This is a genomic window from Nodosilinea nodulosa PCC 7104, assembly GCF_000309385.1.
Classification (GTDB): domain Bacteria; phylum Cyanobacteriota; class Cyanobacteriia; order Phormidesmidales; family Phormidesmidaceae; genus Nodosilinea; species Nodosilinea nodulosa.
In genome coordinates this window covers 4,857,338-4,879,487 of sequence record NZ_JH976537.1, presented here as the reverse complement: position 1 = coordinate 4,879,487, position 22,150 = coordinate 4,857,338, and the positions used below count along the sequence as shown (strand labels likewise).

The window sequence follows — 22,150 nt, the reverse complement described above, 5'->3', positions numbered from 1 at the left end:
TTTCCTGGCGTTCTTTGCAGGAATAAACGGCGGGCCGTGCCAGCGCGCTCACCCCCCCTGGCTCATGCGGCGAATTTTGAGCACGTCGGTCATTTTGCGAATCTGCACGAAGGTCTGATCGAGATGGGCGTGGTCTTTGACGTCCAGGCCCAGGTCGATCTCGGCGGTTTGGCCGGGGAAGGTTTTGACCTGGGCCTTGTGAACGTTGATTTGCAGGTCCGACAGATGCGACAGAATATCTTTGAGCACCCCCACGCGATCGATCACCTCGATCCGCACCTCCACCGGATAGGTTTGGCGCGTGTCGTTGTGCTCCCCGCAGTTCCAGCTGACGGGAATGATGCGATCGCCCGGAATATCCGCCAAATTGGGGCAGCCCTGGCGGTGAATGGCAATCCCTCGGCTGCCCAAAGATACGCTGCCCATGATCGGCTCGCCGGGCAAGGGGTTACAGCAGCCCGCAATGTGGTGCACCAGCCCCTCGATGCCCAAAATCGGGTCTTTGGAGGGGGCGGGTCGATGGCGGTGGGGGCTGGTGACGGCCCCGGCCAGAAACTGGTCAGAATCTTGCAGCGACGACTCGGGCGACAGCACCTCCAATGGCTGCTTGGTCTTGATCGCCTCCCGCAGACGATTTACAAACAGGTTGAGGGTGGTCTCGCCGTAGCCCAGCCCCGCCAGCAGGTCATCGACGGACTGGTAGTTGCAGCGCTCGGCGGCCATTTGGGCCGGTTCCGACTTGAGCAGGGCATCAAAGCCGCTGCGGCCCAGCTCTTTTTCGAGCATATCCCGGCCTCGGGCGATGTTTTCGTCGCGGTGCGATCGCTTATACCACTGGCGTATGCGGTTGCGGGCGCTGGGGGTAACCACAAAGTTGAGCCAGTCGAGGCTGGGGTGGCTGTTCTTTTGGGTGATGATTTCGACAATATCGCCGTTCTCCAGCGGCGTATCGAGGGTGACGATGCGGCCGTTTACCCTGGCCCCGGCGCAGTGGTTGCCCACCTCGGTATGGATGCGGTAGGCAAAGTCCACCGAGGTTGCCCCCCGGCTGAGGGGCACCACATCGCCATCGGGGGTGAAGACGTAAACGTCTTCGTCAAACAGGTTGCCCTTGACGTTTTCGAGGAAGTCCTGGGCGTCTTTGAGGTCGTTTTGCCACTCCAGCAGCTGCCTGAGCCAGGTGAACTTTTCGTCGTCGGCGTTGATGCGGGTGTTGACCGACGAGCCAGTTTCTTTGTACTTCCAGTGGGCGGCGATGCCGTACTCGGCCACGTGGTGCATTTCCAGGGTGCGAATCTGCACCTCAATCGGCTTGCCCTTGGGGCCGATCACCACCGTGTGTAGCGACTGGTAGCGGTTGGGCTTGGGCAGGCCAATGTAGTCTTTGAAGCGGCCCGGCACCGGGCGAAAGGCATCGTGAACGATGGCCAGGGCGCGATAGCAATCTTCGTTGGTGCCGACGATCAGGCGGATGGCGGCAATGTCGTAGATTTCGCTGAAATCTTTTTGCTGCCGCTCCATTTTGCGGTAAATGCCGTACAGGTGTTTGGGCCGGCTGTTGACATCGACCACCTGAATTTCGGACTGGTGCATGCGCTGGCGCAGGGTTTCGGCCACCTGAATCAGCCGCGCTTCGCGATCGGCCCGCTTTTCGGTAATGTGCTTCTGCATCTGCCGGTAGGCATCGGGCTCTAGATACTTAAAGGAGAGATCTTCGAGTTCCCATTTGAATCGCCCGATCCCCAAACGGTTGGCCAGGGGCGCAAAGATCTCCATGGTTTCGCGGGCGATGCGGCGGCGTTTTTCGTCGCTGAGGTGCTGGAGGGTGCGCATGTTGTGGAGGCGATCGGCCAGCTTCACCACAATCACCCGAATATCCTGGGCCATGGCCAGAAACATGCGGCGAAAGTTTTCGGCCTGGCGCTCGGTTTTGCTTTCAAAGTTAAACTTTGAGAGTTTGGTCACCCCCTCGACCAGCTGCCGCACTTCGCTGCCAAAGTGATCCTCAATTTCCTCTGGGGTAACGTCGGTGTCTTCGACGATGTCGTGGAGAAAGCCCGAGGCAATCATGGCGCTGTCGCCGCCGAGGTCGCGCAGCAGACCGGCCACTGCGATCGGGTGGCAGATGTAGGGTTCGCCCGAGGCGCGGTACTGCCCTTTGTGCAGAGTGTAGGCAAACTCAAAGGCCTGGCACACCAGCACATTGTTAGACTTGTCTTCGGGGTCGTGGGCAAGGTCATCCTGGCTGTCGTCGTGGTGGGCTAGCACGCAGGTTTTGAGCCAGCCGGGCAGGGTGCAATCGTCGGGTAGGGGGGGATGAACCGTTGCAGTCATAGGATGCCAGCGACCTCTCAGAAACGGATAAGCTAAAACAGTGCCAGGACCAATGGCAAATCGTTGAACAGGGTATTTAGGTCTGTAACGAAAATCAAAGAGGGCAACCGTTAATTAGGCGATTGACCATCTGAGAAAGCGAAAATACCCGTCAGACGCATAAATTAAATTAAAGGCAAAAACTCCGGCAAAACTCGTACAGACGTTCTGCCAAAGAACGCGATGCAACTGCCCGAGAGCAGCCCGTTGGGATAGAGATAACCTACACCATAACCCTGAGGAAATCGCCTCTTCTGGCCACGGCGCAATAAATGCTAATGGCCAGCTTTCGGCTGATGGAGTGTTGTGTATTAACCTTAACATTTGTCCCCCCAGGGGGGAACTGGCAATTTGTCTCCGGCGACGGTAAAACGCGGCCAAGAGTCTTCACTCACTGCCCTAAAGGGCATATACCTATGATAAATGCCCTGTCAAATTTGCGATCGCAGCTGCAATCTCTGGAGACCCTGGCGCGGTCGGCCAACCCCGACGGCGGGCAGATCCAGGCGCAGTTTTTGCTGGCTCAGCAGCATTTTCAGCACCAGATTTTGCCCCTGGGGGACGCGATCGTCAGCGCCCAGCCGATCATTACAGAGATGAACCGCACCCTGCGGCTGCTGGCCATGGATGTGGCCTTTTTGCAGGCGGCCCGTCAGTCGACGACCACCCAGCAGCGCCAGCGCCAGCTGATCGAAAAGCTCGCTCAGCTGGCGGGCTTTTGTAATGCCCTGGAGCAGGCGATCGCCGAGGCGACATAGCGCTCCAGTGGTTTAATAGTAGGGGTTTATTGGGTTTGAGAAAGAACGCGGTGGAGAGTAGGTGCTTTGTATCAGTGTCCTAAGGAAGGCGACATTGACCTTCAAGACAGTCAGCTGGCGCCGGGTCTATCGGTCAAAGCGTGCTCCAGCTGCGGCGGAGCCTGGATTCCGCCAGAGCATTATGCTGACTGGCAGCGATCGCAAATTGACCCCGACCGGCCCATCAGCGTCGCGGTGCTGCCCCTGTCGCTGAGCACGCCCTTTCAGCCCGCCCCCCTGGACAACCGGGCGGCCCTCTGCCCCGAATGCCGCAGCTACCTGGTGCGGGGGCGGATTACCCTCAAGTCGGGAGTGTTCTACGTAGAGCGCTGCCCCAGCTGCAACGGCATCTGGTGCGACGCCGGAGAGTGGGAACTGCTGGGGCAGCTCGATTTGCAGGCCCACATCGACTACATTTTTTCTGCCGATTGGCAGGGGCAGGTGCGCGAGCTAGAGCACGGCGAGCGGGAGAAGCAGGCCACCATTGACAAGCTGGGGGAAGACATTGCCCAGCGGGTGTTTGAGCTGGCCGATCTGCTGGAGCAGCACCCCAACGGGGATTTTGGGGTGGCGTATTTGATGCGGCGGGTGGATCAGTGAGTAGAGGGGTGGAGGGGAGCGTGGGGGCGTGGGAGCGTAGGGCGTGGGGCGTGGGGCGTGGGGGTGTGAGATCGATCAGACTCATTGGCTCAGGTTTTTGATCTCTTATTTAGTCTGTACTGTTAATCTCTACTGGGCCTGCATTTCTCGCGCTGATTCACTATTTACTCCCCACCCATTCACCCCCTACCCATCCACCCCTTGTCCCCATGACAGACGCTCTCTTTGCCCTTGAAAGCTTCTCGGTGACCTACCCCGGCCAGGCCGATCGCGCGGTCGATCGCGTGTCTCTGTCCCTATCGCCGGGGGAAAAGCTGGGCCTGGTGGGCGAGAGCGGCTGCGGCAAGAGCACCCTGGGCCGGGCGGCGCTGCGGCTGTTGCCCAACGCAACCGAGCTGCAGGGGCGAGTGTGGTTTAACGGCGAGTCGGTGCTCGACTTTACCCCCCAGCGGCTGCGGCAGTTTCGGGGCGAGGCGATCGCCCTGGTTTTTCAGGACCCGATGACCCGGCTCAACCCGCTGATGACCATTGGCAACCACTGCATCGAGACCCTGCGCGCCCATCGCCGGGAGGTTTCCCAGGCGGCGGCCAGGGAGCGGGCGATCGCGGTGCTGGAGGCGGTCAACATTCCCGCCAGCCGGTTTGACCAGTATCCCCACGAGTTTAGCGGCGGCATGCGCCAGCGGGTGGCGATCGCCCTGGCGATGATTTTAGAACCCCAGCTGATCGTGGCCGACGAGCCCACCACCAGTCTGGATGTGACGGTGTCGGCCCAAATTCTCGACGAGCTGACGCGGCTGTGCGACGAGCTGGGCACCACCCTGGTGCTAATCTCCCACGACCTGTCGCTGGTGGCCGAGTACTGCGATCGCGTCGCCGTCATGTATGAGGGTCGGGTGGTGGAAGAGGGCGGCGCGGCGGCGGTGCTGCACGATCCCCAGGACGACTACACGCGATCGCTGGTCGAATCGGCCCGGCAAATGCAGCAGGCGGAGGGCCTGCTCTACACCGCCACCGCCGCCGACCCCGTGCTGCGGCTGACGGATGTCAAACAGCACTACACCCTGGAGAGCAGCCCCCTCGCCCGCCTTTTCGGTGGCCAGGAGGCCAAGGTGATCAAGGCCGTGGACGGCGTTTCGCTGGAGATTTACCCCGGCGAGGTAGTGGGGCTGGTGGGCGAGTCGGGCTGCGGCAAGAGCACTCTATCGCGCACCATTTTGCAATTGGTAAAACCCACCGCAGGCCAGGTTGAGTTTGACGGCACTGAACTGACCGCCCTGTCGCGGCAGGCCATGCGGCAGCAGCGGCGGCAGCTGCAAATGGTGTTTCAAGATCCTCTGGCCTGCCTCAACCCGATGATGACCGTGGGCAAAAGCATTGCCGATCCGCTGCTGATCCACGGGCTGGCTACGGTCGCCGAGGCCGAGCGGCAGGCCCACGACATGCTCGCCCGCGTCAGCCTAATTCCCACCAAAGACTATTTCCATCGCTTTCCTCGGGATCTGTCGGGGGGGCAGCAGCAGCGGGTGGCGATTGCCCGCGCCCTGATCACCAAGCCCAGGCTGGTAATCTGCGACGAGCCGGTCAGCATGCTCGACGCCACGGTGCAGACCCAGGTGCTCGACCTGATGATCGCCCTCAAGCAGGAGTTTGACCTCACCTACCTGTTTATCACCCACGACCTGTGGGTGGCGCGGTTTATGTGCGATCGCATTGCCGTCATGCAGCAGGGCAAAATTGTCGAGCTGGCCCCCACCAAGACGCTGTTTGACTCTCCCCAGCACCCCTATACCCAAACTCTGCTCCAGGCGGTGCCGGTGTTGGCGACGGGCGCCTAGGCAGCGGCAAAGCGCCCCAGCACATGTCGCTGGCCCGGCAGGGCTGGGCGCAGGCGGGCCGCGCGATCCCCAGTTCTGGCGAACCTACATTTCGTGAACTTGGGGGGGTAGCGTCTGGAAAGGTCAGCTACGCTCTTGAAATCTCCCATTGACGGATTTTCTAGGGCATCTATGAAACAGCTTCCGTTTATTATTCAAAAATTTGTCTTCCGGCAGGAGAGCCAGGCGGCCCTGGTGGATATAGACGACACCAGCGGCGTTGAGGGCAAAATTCCCGGCTATTTTGTCATGAGTAGCGCCCCGCCCAACATTGAAGAGGCCCAGGAAGCCAGCGAAACGATTCAAAGGCAGGCGACGCTGGGGGTAGATGCGATCGCCGCCCATCTCCACCGCATGATGACGACCTCTGCCGACGGTACCGCCGAGCTAGTGATTACGGTACATGGCTACAACACCAGCCTCGACGGGGTAGAAGCCTGGTACAAAAATATTTTCAAATACGTTAACCACCACGACCCAACCATTGCGACCCGCCCAAACCGGCTGTTTGTTGGCTATCGCTGGCCCTCCGAAAACGTCGCCCTGACCAGCCCCAAGCATATCTGGGAGGCGCTGAAGGCGCTACCGCCCCTGCCCCGCGACATGATCACCACTGGCGCCCTGGGCGCTCTGGTGCTGCTGTGGTTGGAGCTATCCACCTTTGACGAATCCGTTTGGGGCTTTTTACTCGGCCTGCTGCTGACGCTGCTGTTTGTGCTGGGCACGCTCATGCTGGCGCTGGTGGTGCTGCGGCTGGTGGTGTACTTTCGCGACAACTACCGGGCCGACAACTTTGGGGTGCTAGACCTGGTGGAGCTGCTGCGCCAGATTGACCAGGCCATTGTTCAGCGCACGGCGGTGGAGATGTTTCCCAATACCGCCAGCGAAGAGCAGCACCGCCAGGCGATGGCCCAGGCGAGGGCCTACTGGGGGCGGCGATCGCAGAACAAGGTCAAGCTCAGCTTCATTGGCCACAGCATGGGCGCGTTTGTAGTCACCAACGTCATCCGCATTCTGTCGGACGTGTTTGACACCGCATCGGTCGAAAAACGGCCCGACAGCTACGTGGGCGACGTGTTTAGCCTGGGGCGGCTAATTTTGGCCTCCCCGGACATTCCGGTCCTCACCATTGTGTCGAGCCGGGCCAATTTTTTAGCCTCGTCGCTGCGGCGGTTTTCGGAGTCTTACCTGTTTAGCAGCGAGGGCGACATCGCCCTGCGCACGGCCTCAACGACGGCCAACTACATCGCCTTTCCCAGCCGCACCCAGGCGCGGGGCTACCGCCTCGGCAATGTGGCGCTGCAGAACAAACTGGGGGGAATTGACGACTACGGGCTGATCAACCTGAGGACCCTGGACAAGGATTTTTCAGCCTCTTTACCCATTGGGGAGGCCATTGCCCAGGCGCAGGCCAACGTGATGGAAAGCCTGTTTCTAACCTATCAGCGGTTTCAGAAGCGGGGCGTTGTGACCATGGCCGATCTGTTTAAGGTGCAGACGGCCCGGAGCGCCAACCGCGCCACCGTGGCCGACTTTTTTACCTATTTCGACTGCACCGACTATTTTGATATCAAGTACGACCCCAGCAACAACACCTGTTCGGCCAAGCCCACGGGCCTTTTGACCCGCGCCCTGGGCCACGCCACCCTAAAACCCTGGGACTACTTCCTGCTGACCCTCGACTACGCCCGGGGCAAGCGCGACGTGCACGGCGGCTACTTTGAGGGCAAGTTTAGCCAGGAGCTGCTGTACCGGCTGGCATTTCTGGGCTTTGACGACTACTTAAAGACCTTTAACGCGGACCCCCAGGTGGCCCTGAGCCAGTTTCACCTGGCCTGCCAGAGCCTGCAAATTCAGGGCTATCTGTCGCCTGTGTGCTACCGGGCGACGATCCAGGGGGGCAGTCTGGAGGGCACCAAGGCTGACCTGCTGGAGGCGATTGAAACTGAGGACTAGTAAGCTAGGGCGGGCGTTGAGGCGCTTTTCTTGAAAGCTAAGGGGGTAGGGGAGCGGGGGAGCGGGGGAGCGGGGGGAGCAAAGCGATCCAAGAGGGTGGGTGTATTTTGGCCTTCGGGGATTTGTCCTGCTGGACGGAAATCAGGCCACCGCTCCAACTCCCCTGGCTCCCTAGCCTCACTGCTCCCTGGCGATCGCCATAGTCCGGAAACCCATGCCGAAGTCTACTACTCTGCCGACCAGACTGGTTGCATGCCCTGGCCCCAAAAGCCGTCGTACTTGGTGACGGTGATATCGCCCAGCACCCTGGTTTGGCAGGCCAGGCGCAGGTTGCGCGCGGGGTCGTGGGGCGGCAGCGATCGGCGCGTTTTGTCTTTCCAATTAGCGGCTGAAATCTCCCCTTCAATCTCTACCGCGCAGGTGCCGCAGGTGCCAATGCCTCGGCAGTTGATCAGCGCGGCCTGGCCGTTGTAGAGATCGACGCCGTGGGCCAGCAGGACCCGCCGCAGGTTGGCCCCGGCCTCGCACTGAATGGTCTTTCCCTGGGCGGTGACGGTGGGCATGGCATTTCCTGGCAGGCGAAGAATATCTACGTTTTATAACGCGATCGCCCCTCCCCCCTCAAGCTAGGCCGACCCAGGGCTTACCCTAAGAAGTTGGGATTACTTGGGACAATTGAGGCACCAGGGACGATGACTGAGCGCGATGGGCAACGCAAGACCCCTGAGGGGCAACGCAAGACCATTTTCATTTACGACACCACCCTGCGCGATGGAGCGCAGCGGGAGGGGCTGGCCCTGTCGATCGAAGACAAGCTGCGGATTGCGCGGCGGCTCGATGCCCTGGGCGTGCCCTTCATCGAAGGCGGCTGGCCGGGGGCCAACCCCAAAGATGTGCAGTTCTTCTGGCAGCTCAAAGAAACCCCCCTCACCCAGGCCAGCATTACCGCCTTTTGCTCGACCCGTCGCCCTGGACAAGTTGCCGCCGAAGAACCGATGCTCCAGCCGGTGCTGGCGGCGGGCACCGAGTGGATCACGCTGTTCGGCAAATCCTGGGATTTGCACGTTACCACCGGCCTGCAAACCACCCTGGCCGAAAACCTGGCCATGATCGACGACACCATTCGCTACTTTCGCAGCCAGGGCCGCCGGGTAATCTACGACGCCGAGCACTGGTTTGACGGGTATTTGGCGAACCCTGACTATGCCCTAGAAACCCTGGGGGCGGCGGTAGAGGCCGGGGCCGAGTGGCTGGTGCTGTGCGACACCAACGGCGGCACCCTGCCCCAGGATGTGGGCAAGATTGTCGCTGCCGTCAATACCTGGCTGCAAAACCTCCCCGCTCCCCGACCCCAGCTCGGCATTCACACCCACAACGACAGCGGCACGGCGGTGGCCAACGCCATGGCGGCGGTGGAGTCTGGGGCCACCATGGTGCAGGGCACCATCAACGGCTACGGCGAGCGCTGCGGCAACGCCAACCTCTGCACCCTAATTCCAAATTTGCAGCTCAAGCTGGGCTACCCCTGCATTGCCCCTGCCGGGCTCGAAACCCTGGCCGAAACCAGCCGCTTTATCAGCGAAGTGGTGAACCTGGCCCCCGACGACCACGCCCCCTACGTGGGCCGCTCGGCCTTTGCCCACAAGGGCGGCATTCACGTCAGCGCCGTGGAGCGCGAGCCCAAAACCTACGAGCACATCGACCCGGCCAGCGTGGGCAACAGCCGCCGCATTGTGGTGTCTGACCAGGCGGGGCTGAGCAATGTGCTGGCCAAGGCCCGCAGCTTTGGCATCCATCTCGATCGCCACAACCCGGCCTCGCGCCAGCTGCTCACCCGGATCAAAACCCTGGAGCACGAGGGCTACCAGTTCGAGGCCGCCGAGGCCAGCTTTGAGCTGCTGATGCGCGAAGCCCTGGGCGATCGCCCCCGCTTTTTCGACCTCAAGGGTTTCTACATTAACTGCCAGCACCAGGGCAACGGCGCTGACCACAGCAGCCAGTCGCTGTCCACCATCAAGGTGATGGTAAAGGAAGAAGAAATTCTGGCTGCCGCCGAGGGCAATGGGCCAGTGGCAGCCCTGGATACGGCCCTGCGCAAGGCGCTGCTGACGTTCTATCCGGCGATCGCAAACTTCCACCTCTCCGACTACAAGGTGCGCATTATCGACAGCGGCGCGGGCACGGCGGCCAAAACCCGCGTTTTAGTCGAGTCGAGCAACGGCACCCAGCGCTGGACCACCCTGGGGGTTTCCACCAACATTATCGAAGCCTCGTACCAGGCGGTGACCGAGGGGCTGGAGTACGGGCTGATGATCGAGACCGACTACCCCCAGTGCGCGATCGCTGCCAACACCGACGAATTAGCGGCGGCGGCCCTGCAAAAAACCCGCGCCACCGCGCTGGCCAAGCTAAAGCAAGAGCTGGGCTTCGACTGAGTTGAGCGCAAACTCTGCTCGGCGGCCTAGCTGAATTGAGGCGTAGGGTGCGTTTCGGCCAGGGCAAAGATTTTGCGCGATCGCAGAGTAAGCCTGGGCCGGGAACACACCCTGCGCCAAATCGAGCTGTTGGCAAACGCTGCTCACGTACAGTCCCAAAGAATCGGGATGCCTGGCGCAAAGGGGCAATGGTGAGCAATGCCCACCCTAAGGGCAAAAGGTCTGCCCATAAAAAGGCCCATAGGAGAACTACGGGCCAGACATCAGGGGGAAATCTACGGTCAAGAACGCTGGCACCTAGGCGCTGCGACGGCGGGGGCGCTTGTACTCAGACTTTTTCTTGTAGCCGACGGCCTGGGCGGCGTTGCTGTCGGGGCCAAACTGAGCCCGCACGGCTTCTTTCATGCCCAAAATGGAGTTGTGAAACTCCCACTCGGCCTGGCGGGCGGCATCGGCGGCGGCTTTGACCATGGCTTGCAGCTCGGTTTCTTTTTGCTGCATGGCTAGCATGGTGTTGAAACTGGTCTTGAGGGCTGCGGGCGACGCATCGGTGCGAACGGGGATATAGCCTTCGACGGTGCCGAGGCCGTTGAGGGAGTCGATATCGTTGCTGATAGTTTTGACGGGCAAGCGACGGGCGATGTTGACAACGGGCATGGTGGATACACCTGTGGTAATGGGTTTATAGCGAGCAGAGCCAAACCGCCTGCCTGAATGGTTCTCAGGAGGGATAGCGGGCGTTGGGGATAGTGACGAAGGTTAGGTCAGGCGGCGCGAGACGACGGTTGGGGCGAGGCGTTGTCTCGTCTATTGCCAAGATTGCCCGGTGCAAGAAGCCGATCGCGGCCTCGATTTGAAAGATTGTGACCAAACACTAGCAGTTTTGATGAAGCCTGGATGAATGTTGTAGCGGGTCGCAGCGAGGTTTGGCCCAACAGTGGCGATGCAGCGGGGGAATGATTGATTTGCTGCCATGACAGAAGCATTGTGCATTGAGCAGGTAAGGGTGCAGCGGGTAACTATTCGAAGTTGCTCTATGACAGAAGCATTGTGTATTGACTACTTAAAAGGTTGCGCGATCGCAGCAGCATTGTCGCGCCACAACTTAAGATGTTGCGGCCTGACAATAAGAAGTTGCGCGATCGCATTAAAGAGTTGCGGCCTAACAATCGAATGTTGCGCCGCTGCACTAAAGCATTGCGGCCTCACACTAAAGGATGTAGCTCTGACAATAAAGCGGTGGAGTGCTGCAATAGGCGATCGCGCCAGAGCAGAGGGAGGTGTTGAGCTTGCTGAGGCGCAATGATTTAAGACCGGGCCTTGAGGCGTGATCGTCTTCTTAAACGAGCAGCCAGCTAAAATTGGGCACAAGCCCCTTCAAGTTTCTTGCCATGATCCAACAAGCCCCCGGCAATCAGCCTGACTGGTGGGAACCGGTACAAAAGTTTCTAGACAACAAGCTGGTGGGCTGGGGACTCCCTGGCATTTTTGTGGCCATTGCTGCCGACCACGCTAGAGAATCTCGTTGGCCCGAGTTTAGGCTCTTTCTGGGCATTGCATTTGGGGTTTGGCTATTGGTCAAGATCGGTAGCAAGGTGCTGCCCTACTTTGACCAATTTTTGGACTGGGTCTTGGCTAGCTGGGTGCCCCGTCTCTGGTGGAGTGTGACGGATCGGTTCAAAAGGCGCTACTACACCAGCCTTATCGACCATTACCGCGACTATCGCACCAAGGGGCTAAAGACACAGGGCGACTTTGTTTTAGATCTCGATAAGGTTTTTGTCTCGTTGCAGGTGGCACCTGAAAGCCTGAATCAAGTTTCAGCCGGGATGCTGTTGCCAAGAAGTAATGTCAACCGTCTAGACATCTGGGATTTCTTAGCTCAAGCAGGTAAAGACCGTACCGATTGCCGGCTGGCGATTCTTGGCCCACCGGGATCAGGCAAAACTACCTTACTGGAATACCTGACTCTCACCTATGCTCACAATCGCCAGCGTCAGCAGCACCGACAGGCTCCAGCCCTGATTCCGGTGCTGATCTATCTCAGGGATGTGCGAGACAAGATTACCAGTGACCAGCCTCCTACACTGGCCGAACTTATTCACCAGCAGCCCCTGGTTAAAGAGCTTCAGCCCAGATCGTCTTGGTTTGCTAGCAAGCTCAAACAAGGGCGATGCCTGGTCATGCTGGATGGGCTAGATGAAGTAGCAGACGAGGCCCAACGTCAGCAGGTTAGCCGCTGGGTCGATCGCCAGATGCAGACCTATCCGACGCCCTTTATTGTTACATCACGCCCTTTTGGCTACCGCAGCGCCCCAGTGGAGCGGATCAGAGCCATGGTAGAGGTGCAACCTTTTACCTTTGCCGATGTCAAACAGTTTGTGCAGAGCTGGTATCGGCAGCACGAGATCAAAAGCCGATTGGGCCGCAATACCCCAGCCGTGCAGGCCGAGGCCAACCAAAAAGCGAATGATTTGATTGGTCGCATCAGCCACAATGCCCCACTGTCAGCGATGGCCGTGAACCCGCTGCTGTTAACTATGATTGCCACCGTACATCGGTTTCGGGGAGCCTTGCCCGGCAGTCGGCTAGAGCTATATGCCGAGATTTGCGATGTGCTGCTGGGGCGCAGGGCTGATGCCAAAGGGTTGACCGCCACCTTAACCGTGAACCAGCAGAAGTCGGTATTGCAAACCCTGGCGCTGGGACTCATGGAGCAAAAAACCCGTGAGTTTAAGCTGCCCCTGGCAACTCAGCTCATTCAAGCAAAGCTGGCGGCGGTGGCCGGGCAAGATGCCGATGGAGCCGCATTTATCAAACAGGCGGAAGATCTGAGCGGTCTGCTAGTCGAACGCGAGCGTGGACAGTATGAATTTGCCCACAAGAGTTTGCAAGAATATCTGGCCGCAGCCGAAATTAAAGACACCCACCGTAGCCATTTGCTCGTCGCTAATTTTGAAGACGCCTGGTGGGATGAAACCATTCGGCTGTACGCCGCCCAGAGTAATGCCACAGAGCTGATTGAAGCGGCCCTAACTCGTGAATCGCTCTCGGCTCTGGCCCTGGCCTACGACTGTGTTGAAGAAGGTGCTGAAGTCGATCCTGATGTACGGCAGGCCTTGCTGAATGCTTTGGAGGCAGGACTAACATCGACTAACCCAGGACAGTTTAATTTGGCCGTTGATGTGAAGCTAACTCGCCGTTTGCGGCGGTTCGTTCGGGTTGACGATGCCCTTCAAATTGACAACAGTTACGTGACCTGGGCAGAGTATCAGCGCTTTCTAGAGCATTCCGAGGTAAAAGCACTTTTATCAACAAAAGTATCTCTGCCCGTGACTTATAGGAAGGTTCCACCGGGTCAAGCCAGTCAACCGGCTAGGGGCATCAGCCGAGAAGAGGCGTATCACTTTTGTGCCTGGCTAGGCACGTATCTACCCTCGGCTACGATTGGCGAAACGACCGCTTGCTATCGCTTGCCCACAGACCAAGAACTGAGACAGCACCCTATCGAAGCTGACCAGCACCTGGCGGAGAGCGGCATTCGGCTGGTGCGATTTTGGGTGCCGACTCGATACGCTCAATTGGCTACTTATCTGGCAGCGCACCAGTGGCGCAAAGCAGATGAAGAAACCCTGCAAGTGATGTTGCAGGTGGCCAGTCGAGAAAGCCAGGGCTATCTCAACGTTGATGACATTCGTAACTTTCCCTGTGATGACTTGCTAGCCATCGACGACCTCTGGGTGCAGTTTAGCCAGAGCCAGTTTGGCTTCAGCGTTCAGAAACAAATTTGGATTGAGGTAGGTGGACGCTTAGAGAGTGACCACCGTTCATGGGTCAGCAGCGTAACAGAAAGAACACCTACTCTCATACGCCGTATTTTGCTGCGGTGTGGTGTTAGGCTGAAAGGAGACGATTTAGATACGTTTATCCTTTTTGCAGAACGAGTAGGCTGGAGACAGGTAAGTTTTTCCTATGATCGCTTAACTTTTGATACTTCGGCACCAAAAGGCCACCTCCCTGGTCCAAGGTGGGCCGTTGGTTTGATTTCGAGGTTGGGTGGACTGTTGTGTGTGGGATTCTTCTCTCGCATCGCGCATTGTAAACTGTAGCAGATAAGCGCTTCAGCCCGATACAAAAGATTTATTTCAGACCGCCTCCACACGGAAAATGAGGTGTTTGGGAGATCCGTTACCTGGCACCGAAAGTCAGGTTGTATCCGTGAATCGCGCAGCGGCAATGTCAGGGGTGAGACAGTTCGCCAGCACAAATTTCTTCGCTACCTACCGGCACTATCTCATCTAGCGATAAAGTCCAGCTCTCCCACAGGCTTTTTTGCCCAGGGCTAACCTTTTTCGCCTTCATCTTCTGCCGTAGTCGCGCCAGTTTTTGGCTACCCCAGTGGCTTTTGCGCTCGGGTTTGGGTTTCGGCCTGTATTTTTTGCAAAACTTGCGATAGGCTGCTGCACATATTTCCAGCGTTGTGCCCAAGGCTAAAAAGGCTGGATGCCACTGAGTGATACCATCCTCGGTAAGCCGATCATAACTACCGTAATTGCTGAAATCGTAAAAGAATCCCTGCTGCATGTTTGCAGCCTTCGGGTTGGCATGGATATAGCGCAGAGTATTCAGGGCTCGCCGTTTATCCGTAATCGCAAAGCCGGTGCTGTGATAACGCTTCTCCCAAAAGTGACCAGTGCGATTCAACAAGCGGTTAAAGCACATGGCTGTGTACCAATTCAGCCAGTGCATGATGAGTGGCAAATCTTCCGGCTGTTGAGGCTCTAGCAGGTAATGCACATGGTTGCTCATAATGCACAGGGCATAGAGCTTAAAGCCAAACTTGTCTCGACATCGCTTAATGGCCCCCAGCAAAACCTGTTTGCATTCAAACCGGGTCAGGCGAAAGTCGCGGTTATTGCACCGGGTGGTGATGTGGTAGCAAAAGCCAGATTTGAGATCGCGAGATTGGCGTGGCATCAAAACACCCGTAGTATAGCAGTCCTATTTGGTTCATGAAAAGGATCCGTATCGATGCATTTTTGGGAAATTAAACACCTCTAGCCTAAAAAACTGCTCGAAGAGGGCTTTGAGCGCCGAGAAGCAGGGACGCAGCCCTGACATCCGTCTTAGCCACGTTTTAGCCTGTAGCCAAGCATCTTCGATGGGATTTTGACTCGGGTCGTTGGGTGCGAATCGAACACAATGGATTTTCCAGGCTTTGGGCTCTAATCCAGCATTGATTTGGCCTAGAAAGTCTTGGAGTTCTTGGGAGCGATGGTAACTTGCCCCATCCCAGAGCAAGAGTAACCGTTGCTCTGGCCATTGCGTTTGCAAAAATTTGAGATACGCCATGGTGTTGGTCGTATTCCCTTTCTCGTGCCCTTGAACAATCAGGCGCTTGCTGAGCAAATCTAAGGCTCCATAATACGTTTGACGCTCTCGTTCGTTCACAATAGGCACCTCAACCCGTTCCCCCGTTCGTCCCCACACGTAGCCTTGAAGGTCACCACTCATGAGATGACATTCATCGACAAAGAGCACTCTCAACTGCCCGGCTTCGATCTCGTCTCGGTAACGTGCCAATAGCCGCTGGATCTCGGCTTTTTTGCGGCCACCGCCTTAGCGTCCGCCTTTGGATTCACTTTACTGGTCTTTTTCCAACTCAAACCCGCCGCTTCAAACAAGTCGTAGTAGCTTTGCTTAGACTCGTACACCACGTCGTAGGTCTCGGCCAGATGATACTCCAGCTCACTCAGTTCCCAGATCGCTTTAGCCTGTAACCACTGCAATACGGCCTCTCGCTCTAGCGGGGTCAAATAACTCCTGCGACCTTTATGCTGAGGGCGGAACCCGGCTAAGCCGTCCCGCTCATAGGCTTGTTTCCATTTGCTCAGGGCTCCCAGCGATACATCGAGAATCGCGGTGATGGCCTCATAGCCATAGTCCTGATAGATCAGTTTGACGGCCAATGCTTTCTTCACTTGGCGACCATCACGTTCAGCACTGATAAAGGCCTTGAGTTCTTCAATGGCAATGGTTTTGCTGAGCTTAGTCTGGGGGGTGGGCATGACCATCACACCTCGCATCAGAATTCTGGATCCTCAGTAATTATACTGATATATTTCACGAATCATTCCGGATTGCTATAGTTGTTCCAACCGTAGGGTGCATTCGCGGCTGAAACCTTATTCTGCAAAAGCTAGATCTCCCCTAGACCGCAATGCACCACTCACCATTAAGAGTTTCGATCGCATCATCTTTAACCCCAAAATCATGGCAGGGCAAACCTGCATTCGCGGCATGCGAGTGCCTGTCTCCTTAGTTCTAAACCTGGTCGCCAATGGCCAAACACCAGAGACAATCATCGAAGACTACCCCTATCTAGAGCCTGAAGATATTCAGCGATCGCTTCAGTACACTGGACAGAGATCCCCCCACCCTGGCTAAACACTATCGCCGTATTCGCTCCGCAGTTCGCATCAGAGGGTATTGGTTGGTGATACAGGAGATACCCATAAAGCCACCTTACGAGTCCTCAGCTATGCTTAAACAAGCAGCTTTTTGTGGCGGCATATTTTAACAATCTAGAACTATGCAACTTTCCATTCCTGAATCCATCATTCAATCCATTCGGCTACCGGAGAGCCGTATGGAAGCCGAATTGCTGAAAGAACTAGCCCTCGCCCTCTACGCCCAAGAGCTACTATCCTTTGGCAAAGCCCGCGAACTAGCCAACCTAGACCACTGGCAATTTAGCCAGCTTTTAGGAGAGCGCCAGATCCCTCGGCACTATTCTGAAACCGAACTCGCAGAAGATATAGAATATGCCCGTCGTCAGTAACACCTCACCGTTGCTCAACCTGGCGATCATTGACCATCTGTTTCTGCTACCCCAGCAGTTTGGGCAAATTCTGATCCCTCAGGCTGTTCTTGCAGAATTGAAAGTAGATCAAGCCTTACCCGGTTCTAGCCGCTTGCGAGAAGCCATAGATGAAGGCTAGCTCGTGCCCCAAACGGTAAGCAATGTATCCCTCATTGCTCTACTGCGAAGGCAACTTCATCAGGGAGAATCTGAAGCGATCGCCTTAGCTATAGAGGTATCGGCTGACAGAATTTTGCTCGATGAAAAAGAAGCCCGACAATCTGCAAGGTCTTTGGACTTAGCCATTACAGGCGTTCTAGGCATCTTGCTAAGAGGTTGGCACGAGGGTGCAGTAGTTTCCATGCAAGTTGCTATAGAGCGTTTGCAGCGAGAAGCCAATTTTTGGATTGCACCCGCTCTGCTGAACCAGATTTTGCGAGAGTGTCATGAACTTGAATCATAAAAAGCTGCAAGCGGGCAAATATATCGGTGGCATTGCCAAAATCCGCCGAGGCTAACGCGGCATAACATTTCCCATCTGCCGGTTCGTAGTGGGGGTTATTGCCAACGGGCACGAAATTCGTCAACGCCAAGTACCAGCGACGATGAGGTCTGAGTCATAGAAAAGACTCCCAGAGCTAAGCGGTCAAAGGACAATGGTAGAGAATCAGGGAAAATTCGACAGACATCTCAGCAGGTAGCAATTTTGACTTGATTTGGGCGTCTGAATGGGGTACTTTACTGAGCTAAGGCTGTGTGCGTGCAGTCTGAACGTCCCAAAAATTTGGTCTAACGCCACTGGAAGGTGTTCGAGCACCAACCAGCGGCTAACCCCGTCGACAGGTACTAGCTGTCTCGGAGGCTAAGGTTGATTTTACCTGGCCGCCCTGAACTGCACATGTCTGGGGCGGCCAAATTTTTGGGTTTCTTCCCCGTCGTCTCATCGGAAAGGAACCCGATTATGTTGTGTTTTACCCGTCAAGATCCCCGGTTTCTTCAAGAAACCGGGGATCTCAATCCCCTGCGCCTTGTCACCCCTAACGCCCAGCCAGGGCGCGAGCGATTGCGCCATCTAGTGATCGGTTCGCCCGATGGCGTGCGGGGGGCAATTCACCACCTGCATGTGTTGACCTATGCCGAGCAGCGAGAGTGGAGCCGACTGGTGACCATTCCCGACTCGGGGATTTTGATTACCCCAGAGCAGGGGGAGGTATTTAGCTACCTGCTCCGCTACCGACAGCTGCGTTAGTGGTGAATTAAATCCCTGGGTTCTTAAAGTAGGGTGGGCAGTGCCCACTCTACAGGCCTGCGTTTACCCACACACCATTAGTTCACCTTCGCTGGAGCCAGCGCGATCGCACAAAAAAACGCAGACCAGACAAATCTGATCTGCGTTGGAGCTAATGTGCGATAAGCCGCAGCTATGCCGCCTGGGGCGATTGCAGCAGCGCCTGAATCGAGGTTTTCTCTAGCAGGCCCGCCAGGGAACCGTCGTTGCGAATCACCGCTAGCGCCGGAATATTGCGGGTCTCCAGGGTCTTGATCACCTCCATCAGCGGCTGCTCAACGCCCACAGTCACAACGTCACCAGCGGATTCCATAATCGCCGCAACGGTGGTGTCGGCCCACTGCTCGCGGGGCACCCGCTTGAGGTCATCCACCAGCACCGTACCCACCAGCAGCCCCGCTTCGTCGACCACCAAAAACTTGCGCCAGGCGGAAGGTGCGGCCAGCAAAGCGTTGTCGGCAAATTCCCGCAGCGACGTATGGGATTCGACCAGGGGGCTATCCTGCGCCATGGCGTCTTCAGCAGTCAGACCCGCCAGGCGGCCCTGCACTTCGCCAAACTGGGCGCTGCGGTTAGCGTTTTGCAGCAGAAACAGACCAATCAACAGGGTCCAAATGCTGCCTACGGGGCTGAGGCCCACAATCGAGGCGGCACCCAGGGCGATCGCCGTCCAGCCCAGCAGCTGGCCCACGCGGCTGGCAAACACCAGACCTTTGTAGGGCTGGCCGGTAATCTTCCACACCAGCGCTTTCAGCACGTTGCCGCCATCCAGCGGCAGGCCGGGGATGAGGTTGAAGGCACCCAGGGCCAGGTTGATGTAGGCCAGCAGCGCCACAATACCAGCGATCGGGCCAGAGAGGGGCAGCACCAGCCCGGCCACAGAGAACAGGGCAAAGAGAGCGAAGCTGACTAACGGACCAGCGATCGCCACCTGAAACGCGCCCTTCGGCGTATCAGATTCCTTCTCCAGCGCCGCCAAACCACCAAACAGAAACAGCGTAATCGAGTTCACCCCAATTCCCTGCTGCATGGCCGCAAAGCTATGACCCAGCTCGTGGGCCAGTACCGAGGCAAACAGCAGCAGCGCTGCCGCCAGACCCAGCACCCAGGGCAGCGACCCACCCAGCAGCGGAAACGCAGCGGCCAGCCCGCTACCGTACTGCCATGTCACCAGGGCCAGCACCAAAAACCAAGACACATTCACATAAAAGGGAATACCAAATAGATTCCCAACCCTTAAGTTGCCGTTCATAGGGCACCTCGTAATCAAAACCTGAGGAAAGGGAGCTGACTCTTGAGACGCGCTTCCCATCCATGGGCTTATTGTAACGAACTGTTAACGAGTCTCTCATCCATCCCAGGTGGTGAGAACCGAAGGGAAAGGGGCGGGTTGGCGTAGGGGGTGGGGGGATGGGGGGATGGGGGGATGGGGGGATGGGGGGATGGGGGGATGGGGGGATGGGGGGATGGGGGGGATGGGGGGGATGGGGGGATGAGGGGGTAGGGAAGGTGGGGAAGGTAGGGAAGTAGTGGATAAGCAAAGATGCAGAAAAGAGTTCTCTATGTCACCTCCATCTCCCCATCTCCCCCATCTCCCCCATCTCCCCCATCTCCCCCATCTCCCCCATCTCCCCCATCTCCCCCATCTCCCCCATCTCCCCCATCTCCCCCATCTCCCCCATCACTCAATCTCCAACGAGAGGGCTAAAATCTCCTTACCAATCGCCACATAGTCCTGCCAGCCCAGTTCGGCCTTAGGGTCTTTCACGTCGTAGACTGCCGTACCGGCCAGGGCGGCCTTTTGAAAAACGGCGTAGCGGCGAATGCCTCCCGACAGCAGCGGTAGCCCGGTGGCCGTCAGCATCTCTCGCACCTCGGCCCCGGCCCGACTGGGGTGGGGCGGAATCATTGTCAGCAGAATGCGGTAGGGGGCGACAGGCAGCCCGGCCAGGTGCTGCACCGTCAGGGCCAGGGCGTCGAGGGCCAAAATGTCGGGGGTGGTGGGCAAAATCAGCAGGTCGCAGGTGCTGGCCAGCAGGGCCAAATCGTCGGCAACGGGCCGAGCCGGGGTGTCGATTACCACGTGGCCGTGGGGGCTGGGCAGATCTCTCGCCTGCCACTGGTCAACGACCAAAAACGGCAGCTCTCCCCGGCTGGCCCAGGCCAGCGCCGACTGGTTGGGGTCGGCATCGATCAGCAGCGTTTCGGCATAGCCCTGCAAAAAAGCCGCCAGGTGAATGGCGGTGGTGGTCTTGCCCACGCCTCCTTTAAAGCTGGCTACGGTCACAATCATGGCACTGGGGCGCTTCCGGCATGGATGCCCAATCGAGTCTCCAAACGCTTCGCAACTTACGGGGAGTTTGACCTCACCTCGGCGATCGCCTGGCCGAGGTTGTCACTATTGTCGGCCCTGCTTTGGCCACTATCAAGCGCGGGATGTGGGCCAGCGCAGTGTTGATGGCCGTTACCGAGAGGCGACTAACACCACCCCAGCCATAATCAACCCCAGCCCCACCAGGCGACCCAGGGAAAGATCTTCCTTAAAAACGAGTACCCCCATGACGACCGAGGCCACGTATATTAACGACGCCGACGGAGCCGCCACGCTGAGGTTGACCCGCGTGAGCACCAGGATATACGCCACGGCCCCCACCCCGTAGGCAAACAGGCCCAGCAGCACCGTTGGCGTCGTGGCCATGCTCAGAATCAGGTGGAGGGCATTGGCGCTGGTGACCTGGCCCAGCTGCAAAGCGCCCAGCTTGAGGAAAAGCTGCCCAAGGGAACTGGCAATTACCGCAACGAGTAGCAGACTAAATTCTTGGGGCGTCACAACGGTTCCTTGGGGCAGACTAATGGCCACAGCAGCCAGAGACGTATAGTAGCGAACTTGGGGGGACAACGGAAGCGGGCCAGCCACCAAGCCTGTTTCCCCAAGCTACGATAGAAAGCACTGAATAGCCCCCAAACTATGACCGGCAAAACCCTCCTGGTTGGGCTGCGCGCCGACCAGTTCCGCCATCCCCTCGATCTTGAAGCCACCCGCGCCCTGAAGCAGCTGCCGGGGCTAGATGTGGTGGTGCGGATGGCCCTGGCTCCCCTGGCGGAGCGGTTCTTTCACCTCGACCATTTGGCCTCTAGTTTGCAGGTGAGCGATCGCCAGCTGCCCGATCTACACCAGTCGCTGGTCGAAGCCTGCCAAATTCTCGACCTAGAGGTGCCGCAGCTCTACGTGCGCCAAAACCCAGTGCCCAACGCCTACACCTTTGCCATGCGCGGCGAGCAGCCCTTCATCGTCGTCCACACGGCGCTGCTCGAACTGCTCACCCCTGCCGAAACCCAGGCGGTAATCGCCCACGAGCTGGGTCACCTGAAGTGTGAGCACAGCGTTTACCTCACCCTGGCCAACCTGATTACCCTGGCCGCCGGGCAGCTGCCCATGGGCGAGGTGCTAGCCCAGAGCCTGCAAAACCAGCTGATGGAGTGGGTGCGCTGTGCGGAGTTTACCTGCGATCGCGCCGCCCTGCTGGTGGCCCAGGACCCCCGCACTGTCGCCTCCCTGATGATGAAGCTCTGCGGTGGCTCCCCCTCGCTGGTGGATCAGCTGAATGTGGATGCCTTTATCGATCAGGCCCACGCCTACGATGCCATCAGCGCCGATGCCCTGGGCGATGCCATGAAGCAGGTGCGCACCCAGGGGCTGACCCACCCGGTGCCGGTGCTGCGAGCCAGAGAGATCGATCGCTGGGCCAGCAGCCAAGATTATTTTGCACTGGTGAAAAGCCAGCCAGATCGGTATAATGAGGGTTCATCCAAGGGCGGATGGCGGAATTGGTAGACGCACCACACTCAAAATGTGGCGACTTCGGTTGTGCGAGTTCGAGTCTCGCTCCGCCCATTAATCACCATAAATGTTGAGTAATCTTCTTTTTAGTTGATAGCTCTCCTATGTCCATCGAGCTTAG

General features: G+C 57.9%; 18 protein-coding genes, 1 tRNA gene and 2 pseudogenes. 12 read left to right on the top strand and 9 right to left on the bottom strand.

Annotated elements, in window-relative coordinates; all coding sequences use genetic code 11:
• Nucleotides 1-48: 48 nt before the first annotated feature.
• Nucleotides 49-2,334, bottom strand: coding sequence for a RelA/SpoT family protein (locus tag LEPTO7104_RS0122580; protein ID WP_017300862.1), 2,286 nt, complete (start codon nucleotides 2,332-2,334; stop codon nucleotides 49-51).
• 455 nt (nucleotides 2,335-2,789) lie between these two features.
• On the opposite strand from LEPTO7104_RS0122580, the gene patD reads away from it, so the two are divergent.
• The 4 genes from patD (at nucleotide 2,790) to LEPTO7104_RS0122560 (ending at nucleotide 7,603) form a co-directional block, all read left to right on the top strand.
• A complete protein-coding gene (gene patD / locus LEPTO7104_RS0122575) occupies nucleotides 2,790-3,131 on the top strand; it encodes a heterocyst frequency control protein PatD (RefSeq protein ID WP_017300861.1) in 342 nt (113 codons plus the stop codon).
• Between the two features lie 66 nt (nucleotides 3,132-3,197).
• Complete coding sequence (locus tag LEPTO7104_RS0122570) at nucleotides 3,198-3,770, top strand: TFIIB-type zinc ribbon-containing protein (RefSeq protein WP_017300860.1); 573 nt, start codon at nucleotides 3,198-3,200, stop codon at nucleotides 3,768-3,770.
• A gap of 209 nt (nucleotides 3,771-3,979) precedes the next feature.
• The gene (locus tag LEPTO7104_RS0122565; protein WP_017300859.1) at nucleotides 3,980-5,608 is read left to right on the top strand and encodes a dipeptide ABC transporter ATP-binding protein; all 1,629 of its coding nucleotides are present in this window, start codon (nucleotides 3,980-3,982) and stop codon (nucleotides 5,606-5,608) included.
• Nucleotides 5,609-5,779: 171 nt separating this feature from the next.
• The gene (locus LEPTO7104_RS0122560; protein WP_017300858.1) at nucleotides 5,780-7,603 is read left to right on the top strand and encodes an alpha/beta hydrolase; all 1,824 of its coding nucleotides are present in this window, start codon (nucleotides 5,780-5,782) and stop codon (nucleotides 7,601-7,603) included.
• A gap of 227 nt (nucleotides 7,604-7,830) precedes the next feature.
• On the opposite strand, the gene LEPTO7104_RS0122555 is transcribed toward LEPTO7104_RS0122560, so the two are convergent.
• Entirely contained in the window at nucleotides 7,831-8,166 is a 336-nt protein-coding gene (locus LEPTO7104_RS0122555; protein ID WP_017300857.1) for a 2Fe-2S iron-sulfur cluster-binding protein, read from the bottom strand.
• 129 nt (nucleotides 8,167-8,295) lie between these two features.
• Between LEPTO7104_RS0122555 and cimA the strand changes: the two genes are divergently transcribed.
• Complete coding sequence (cimA, locus tag LEPTO7104_RS0122550) at nucleotides 8,296-10,038, top strand: citramalate synthase (RefSeq protein ID WP_017300856.1); 1,743 nt, start codon at nucleotides 8,296-8,298, stop codon at nucleotides 10,036-10,038.
• A 297-nt stretch (nucleotides 10,039-10,335) separates the two neighbouring features.
• Here cimA and LEPTO7104_RS0122545 read toward each other — a convergent pair whose 3' ends face one another.
• Nucleotides 10,336-10,695, bottom strand: a complete 360-nt coding sequence (locus tag LEPTO7104_RS0122545) for a hypothetical protein (protein WP_017300855.1) — start codon at nucleotides 10,693-10,695, stop codon at nucleotides 10,336-10,338.
• A 64-nt stretch (nucleotides 10,696-10,759) separates the two neighbouring features.
• Complete coding sequence (locus LEPTO7104_RS40350) at nucleotides 10,760-10,909, bottom strand: hypothetical protein (RefSeq protein WP_155523738.1); 150 nt, start codon at nucleotides 10,907-10,909, stop codon at nucleotides 10,760-10,762.
• Between the two features lie 520 nt (nucleotides 10,910-11,429).
• On the opposite strand from LEPTO7104_RS40350, the gene LEPTO7104_RS37270 reads away from it, so the two are divergent.
• The gene (locus tag LEPTO7104_RS37270; protein WP_017300854.1) at nucleotides 11,430-14,147 is read left to right on the top strand and encodes an NACHT domain-containing protein; all 2,718 of its coding nucleotides are present in this window, start codon (nucleotides 11,430-11,432) and stop codon (nucleotides 14,145-14,147) included.
• Nucleotides 14,148-14,243: 96 nt separating this feature from the next.
• On the opposite strand, the pseudogene LEPTO7104_RS34940 reads toward LEPTO7104_RS37270, so the two are convergent.
• A pseudogene (locus LEPTO7104_RS34940) lies at nucleotides 14,244-15,015 on the bottom strand (transposase).
• A 33-nt stretch (nucleotides 15,016-15,048) separates the two neighbouring features.
• A protein-coding gene (locus LEPTO7104_RS43725; RefSeq protein ID WP_155523829.1) for an IS630 family transposase occupies nucleotides 15,049-16,067 on the bottom strand; the annotation gives its coding sequence in 2 pieces (ribosomal slippage) (nucleotides 15,049-15,638 and nucleotides 15,638-16,067; 1,020 coding nt in all).
• Nucleotides 16,068-16,272: 205 nt separating this feature from the next.
• On the opposite strand from LEPTO7104_RS43725, the gene LEPTO7104_RS38585 reads away from it, so the two are divergent.
• From LEPTO7104_RS38585 to LEPTO7104_RS0122505, 4 genes and pseudogenes are all read left to right on the top strand, one after another.
• Nucleotides 16,273-16,485, top strand: a complete 213-nt coding sequence (locus LEPTO7104_RS38585) for a DUF433 domain-containing protein (protein WP_040697303.1) — start codon at nucleotides 16,273-16,275, stop codon at nucleotides 16,483-16,485.
• 145 nt (nucleotides 16,486-16,630) lie between these two features.
• Nucleotides 16,631-16,879 carry a UPF0175 family protein gene (locus tag LEPTO7104_RS0122515; protein WP_017300850.1) on the top strand — a complete coding sequence of 83 codons (249 nt, stop codon included), beginning with the start codon at nucleotides 16,631-16,633 and terminating at the stop codon, nucleotides 16,877-16,879.
• Nucleotides 16,863-17,363 (top strand): annotated as a pseudogene (locus tag LEPTO7104_RS44020) (PIN domain-containing protein). Before LEPTO7104_RS0122515 ends, LEPTO7104_RS44020 begins: the two are co-directional and overlap by 17 nt.
• Nucleotides 17,364-17,861: 498 nt before the next feature.
• Complete coding sequence (locus LEPTO7104_RS0122505) at nucleotides 17,862-18,149, top strand: hypothetical protein (protein ID WP_051158622.1); 288 nt, start codon at nucleotides 17,862-17,864, stop codon at nucleotides 18,147-18,149.
• Between the two features lie 172 nt (nucleotides 18,150-18,321).
• On the opposite strand, the gene LEPTO7104_RS0122500 is transcribed toward LEPTO7104_RS0122505, so the two are convergent.
• The 3 genes from LEPTO7104_RS0122500 to LEPTO7104_RS0122480 all read right to left on the bottom strand — a co-directional run bounded on the left by LEPTO7104_RS0122500 (nucleotide 18,322) and on the right by LEPTO7104_RS0122480 (nucleotide 21,018).
• Entirely contained in the window at nucleotides 18,322-19,440 is a 1,119-nt protein-coding gene (locus LEPTO7104_RS0122500; RefSeq protein ID WP_017300847.1) for a site-2 protease family protein, read from the bottom strand.
• A gap of 429 nt (nucleotides 19,441-19,869) precedes the next feature.
• Nucleotides 19,870-20,481 (bottom strand): ParA family protein, encoded by a 612-nt coding sequence (locus tag LEPTO7104_RS0122485; protein ID WP_017300844.1) that lies wholly within the window; start codon nucleotides 20,479-20,481, stop codon nucleotides 19,870-19,872.
• Between the two features lie 171 nt (nucleotides 20,482-20,652).
• Nucleotides 20,653-21,018, bottom strand: a complete 366-nt coding sequence (locus LEPTO7104_RS0122480; RefSeq protein WP_026072985.1) for an EamA family transporter — start codon at nucleotides 21,016-21,018, stop codon at nucleotides 20,653-20,655.
• Nucleotides 21,019-21,156: 138 nt separating this feature from the next.
• Here LEPTO7104_RS0122480 and LEPTO7104_RS38575 point away from each other — a divergent pair, with 138 nt between their 5' ends.
• Entirely contained in the window at nucleotides 21,157-22,023 is an 867-nt protein-coding gene (locus tag LEPTO7104_RS38575; RefSeq protein ID WP_026072984.1) for a M48 family metallopeptidase, read from the top strand.
• Nucleotides 22,002-22,083 (top strand) — tRNA-Leu (locus tag LEPTO7104_RS0122470). The genes LEPTO7104_RS38575 and LEPTO7104_RS0122470 overlap by 22 nt, the downstream gene beginning before the upstream one ends.
• Nucleotides 22,084-22,150: the final 67 nt, after the last annotated feature.

Coding starts and splice junctions, on each gene's coding strand:
- LEPTO7104_RS0122580 (WP_017300862.1), bottom strand. CDS start 2,334: ATGACTGCAACGGTTCATCCCCCCCTACCCGACGATTGCACCCTGCCC.
- patD (WP_017300861.1), top strand. CDS start 2,790: ATGATAAATGCCCTGTCAAATTTGCGATCGCAGCTGCAATCTCTGGAG.
- LEPTO7104_RS0122565 (WP_017300859.1), top strand. CDS start 3,980: ATGACAGACGCTCTCTTTGCCCTTGAAAGCTTCTCGGTGACCTACCCC.
- LEPTO7104_RS0122560 (WP_017300858.1), top strand. CDS start 5,780: ATGAAACAGCTTCCGTTTATTATTCAAAAATTTGTCTTCCGGCAGGAG.
- LEPTO7104_RS0122555 (WP_017300857.1), bottom strand. CDS start 8,166: ATGCCCACCGTCACCGCCCAGGGAAAGACCATTCAGTGCGAGGCCGGG.
- cimA (WP_017300856.1), top strand. CDS start 8,296: ATGACTGAGCGCGATGGGCAACGCAAGACCCCTGAGGGGCAACGCAAG.
- LEPTO7104_RS0122545 (WP_017300855.1), bottom strand. CDS start 10,695: ATGCCCGTTGTCAACATCGCCCGTCGCTTGCCCGTCAAAACTATCAGC.
- LEPTO7104_RS37270 (WP_017300854.1), top strand. CDS start 11,430: ATGATCCAACAAGCCCCCGGCAATCAGCCTGACTGGTGGGAACCGGTA.
- LEPTO7104_RS0122515 (WP_017300850.1), top strand. CDS start 16,631: ATGCAACTTTCCATTCCTGAATCCATCATTCAATCCATTCGGCTACCG.
- LEPTO7104_RS0122505 (WP_051158622.1), top strand. CDS start 17,862: ATGTTGTGTTTTACCCGTCAAGATCCCCGGTTTCTTCAAGAAACCGGG.
- LEPTO7104_RS0122500 (WP_017300847.1), bottom strand. CDS start 19,440: ATGAACGGCAACTTAAGGGTTGGGAATCTATTTGGTATTCCCTTTTAT.
- LEPTO7104_RS0122485 (WP_017300844.1), bottom strand. CDS start 20,481: ATGATTGTGACCGTAGCCAGCTTTAAAGGAGGCGTGGGCAAGACCACC.
- LEPTO7104_RS38575 (WP_026072984.1), top strand. CDS start 21,157: ATGACCGGCAAAACCCTCCTGGTTGGGCTGCGCGCCGACCAGTTCCGC.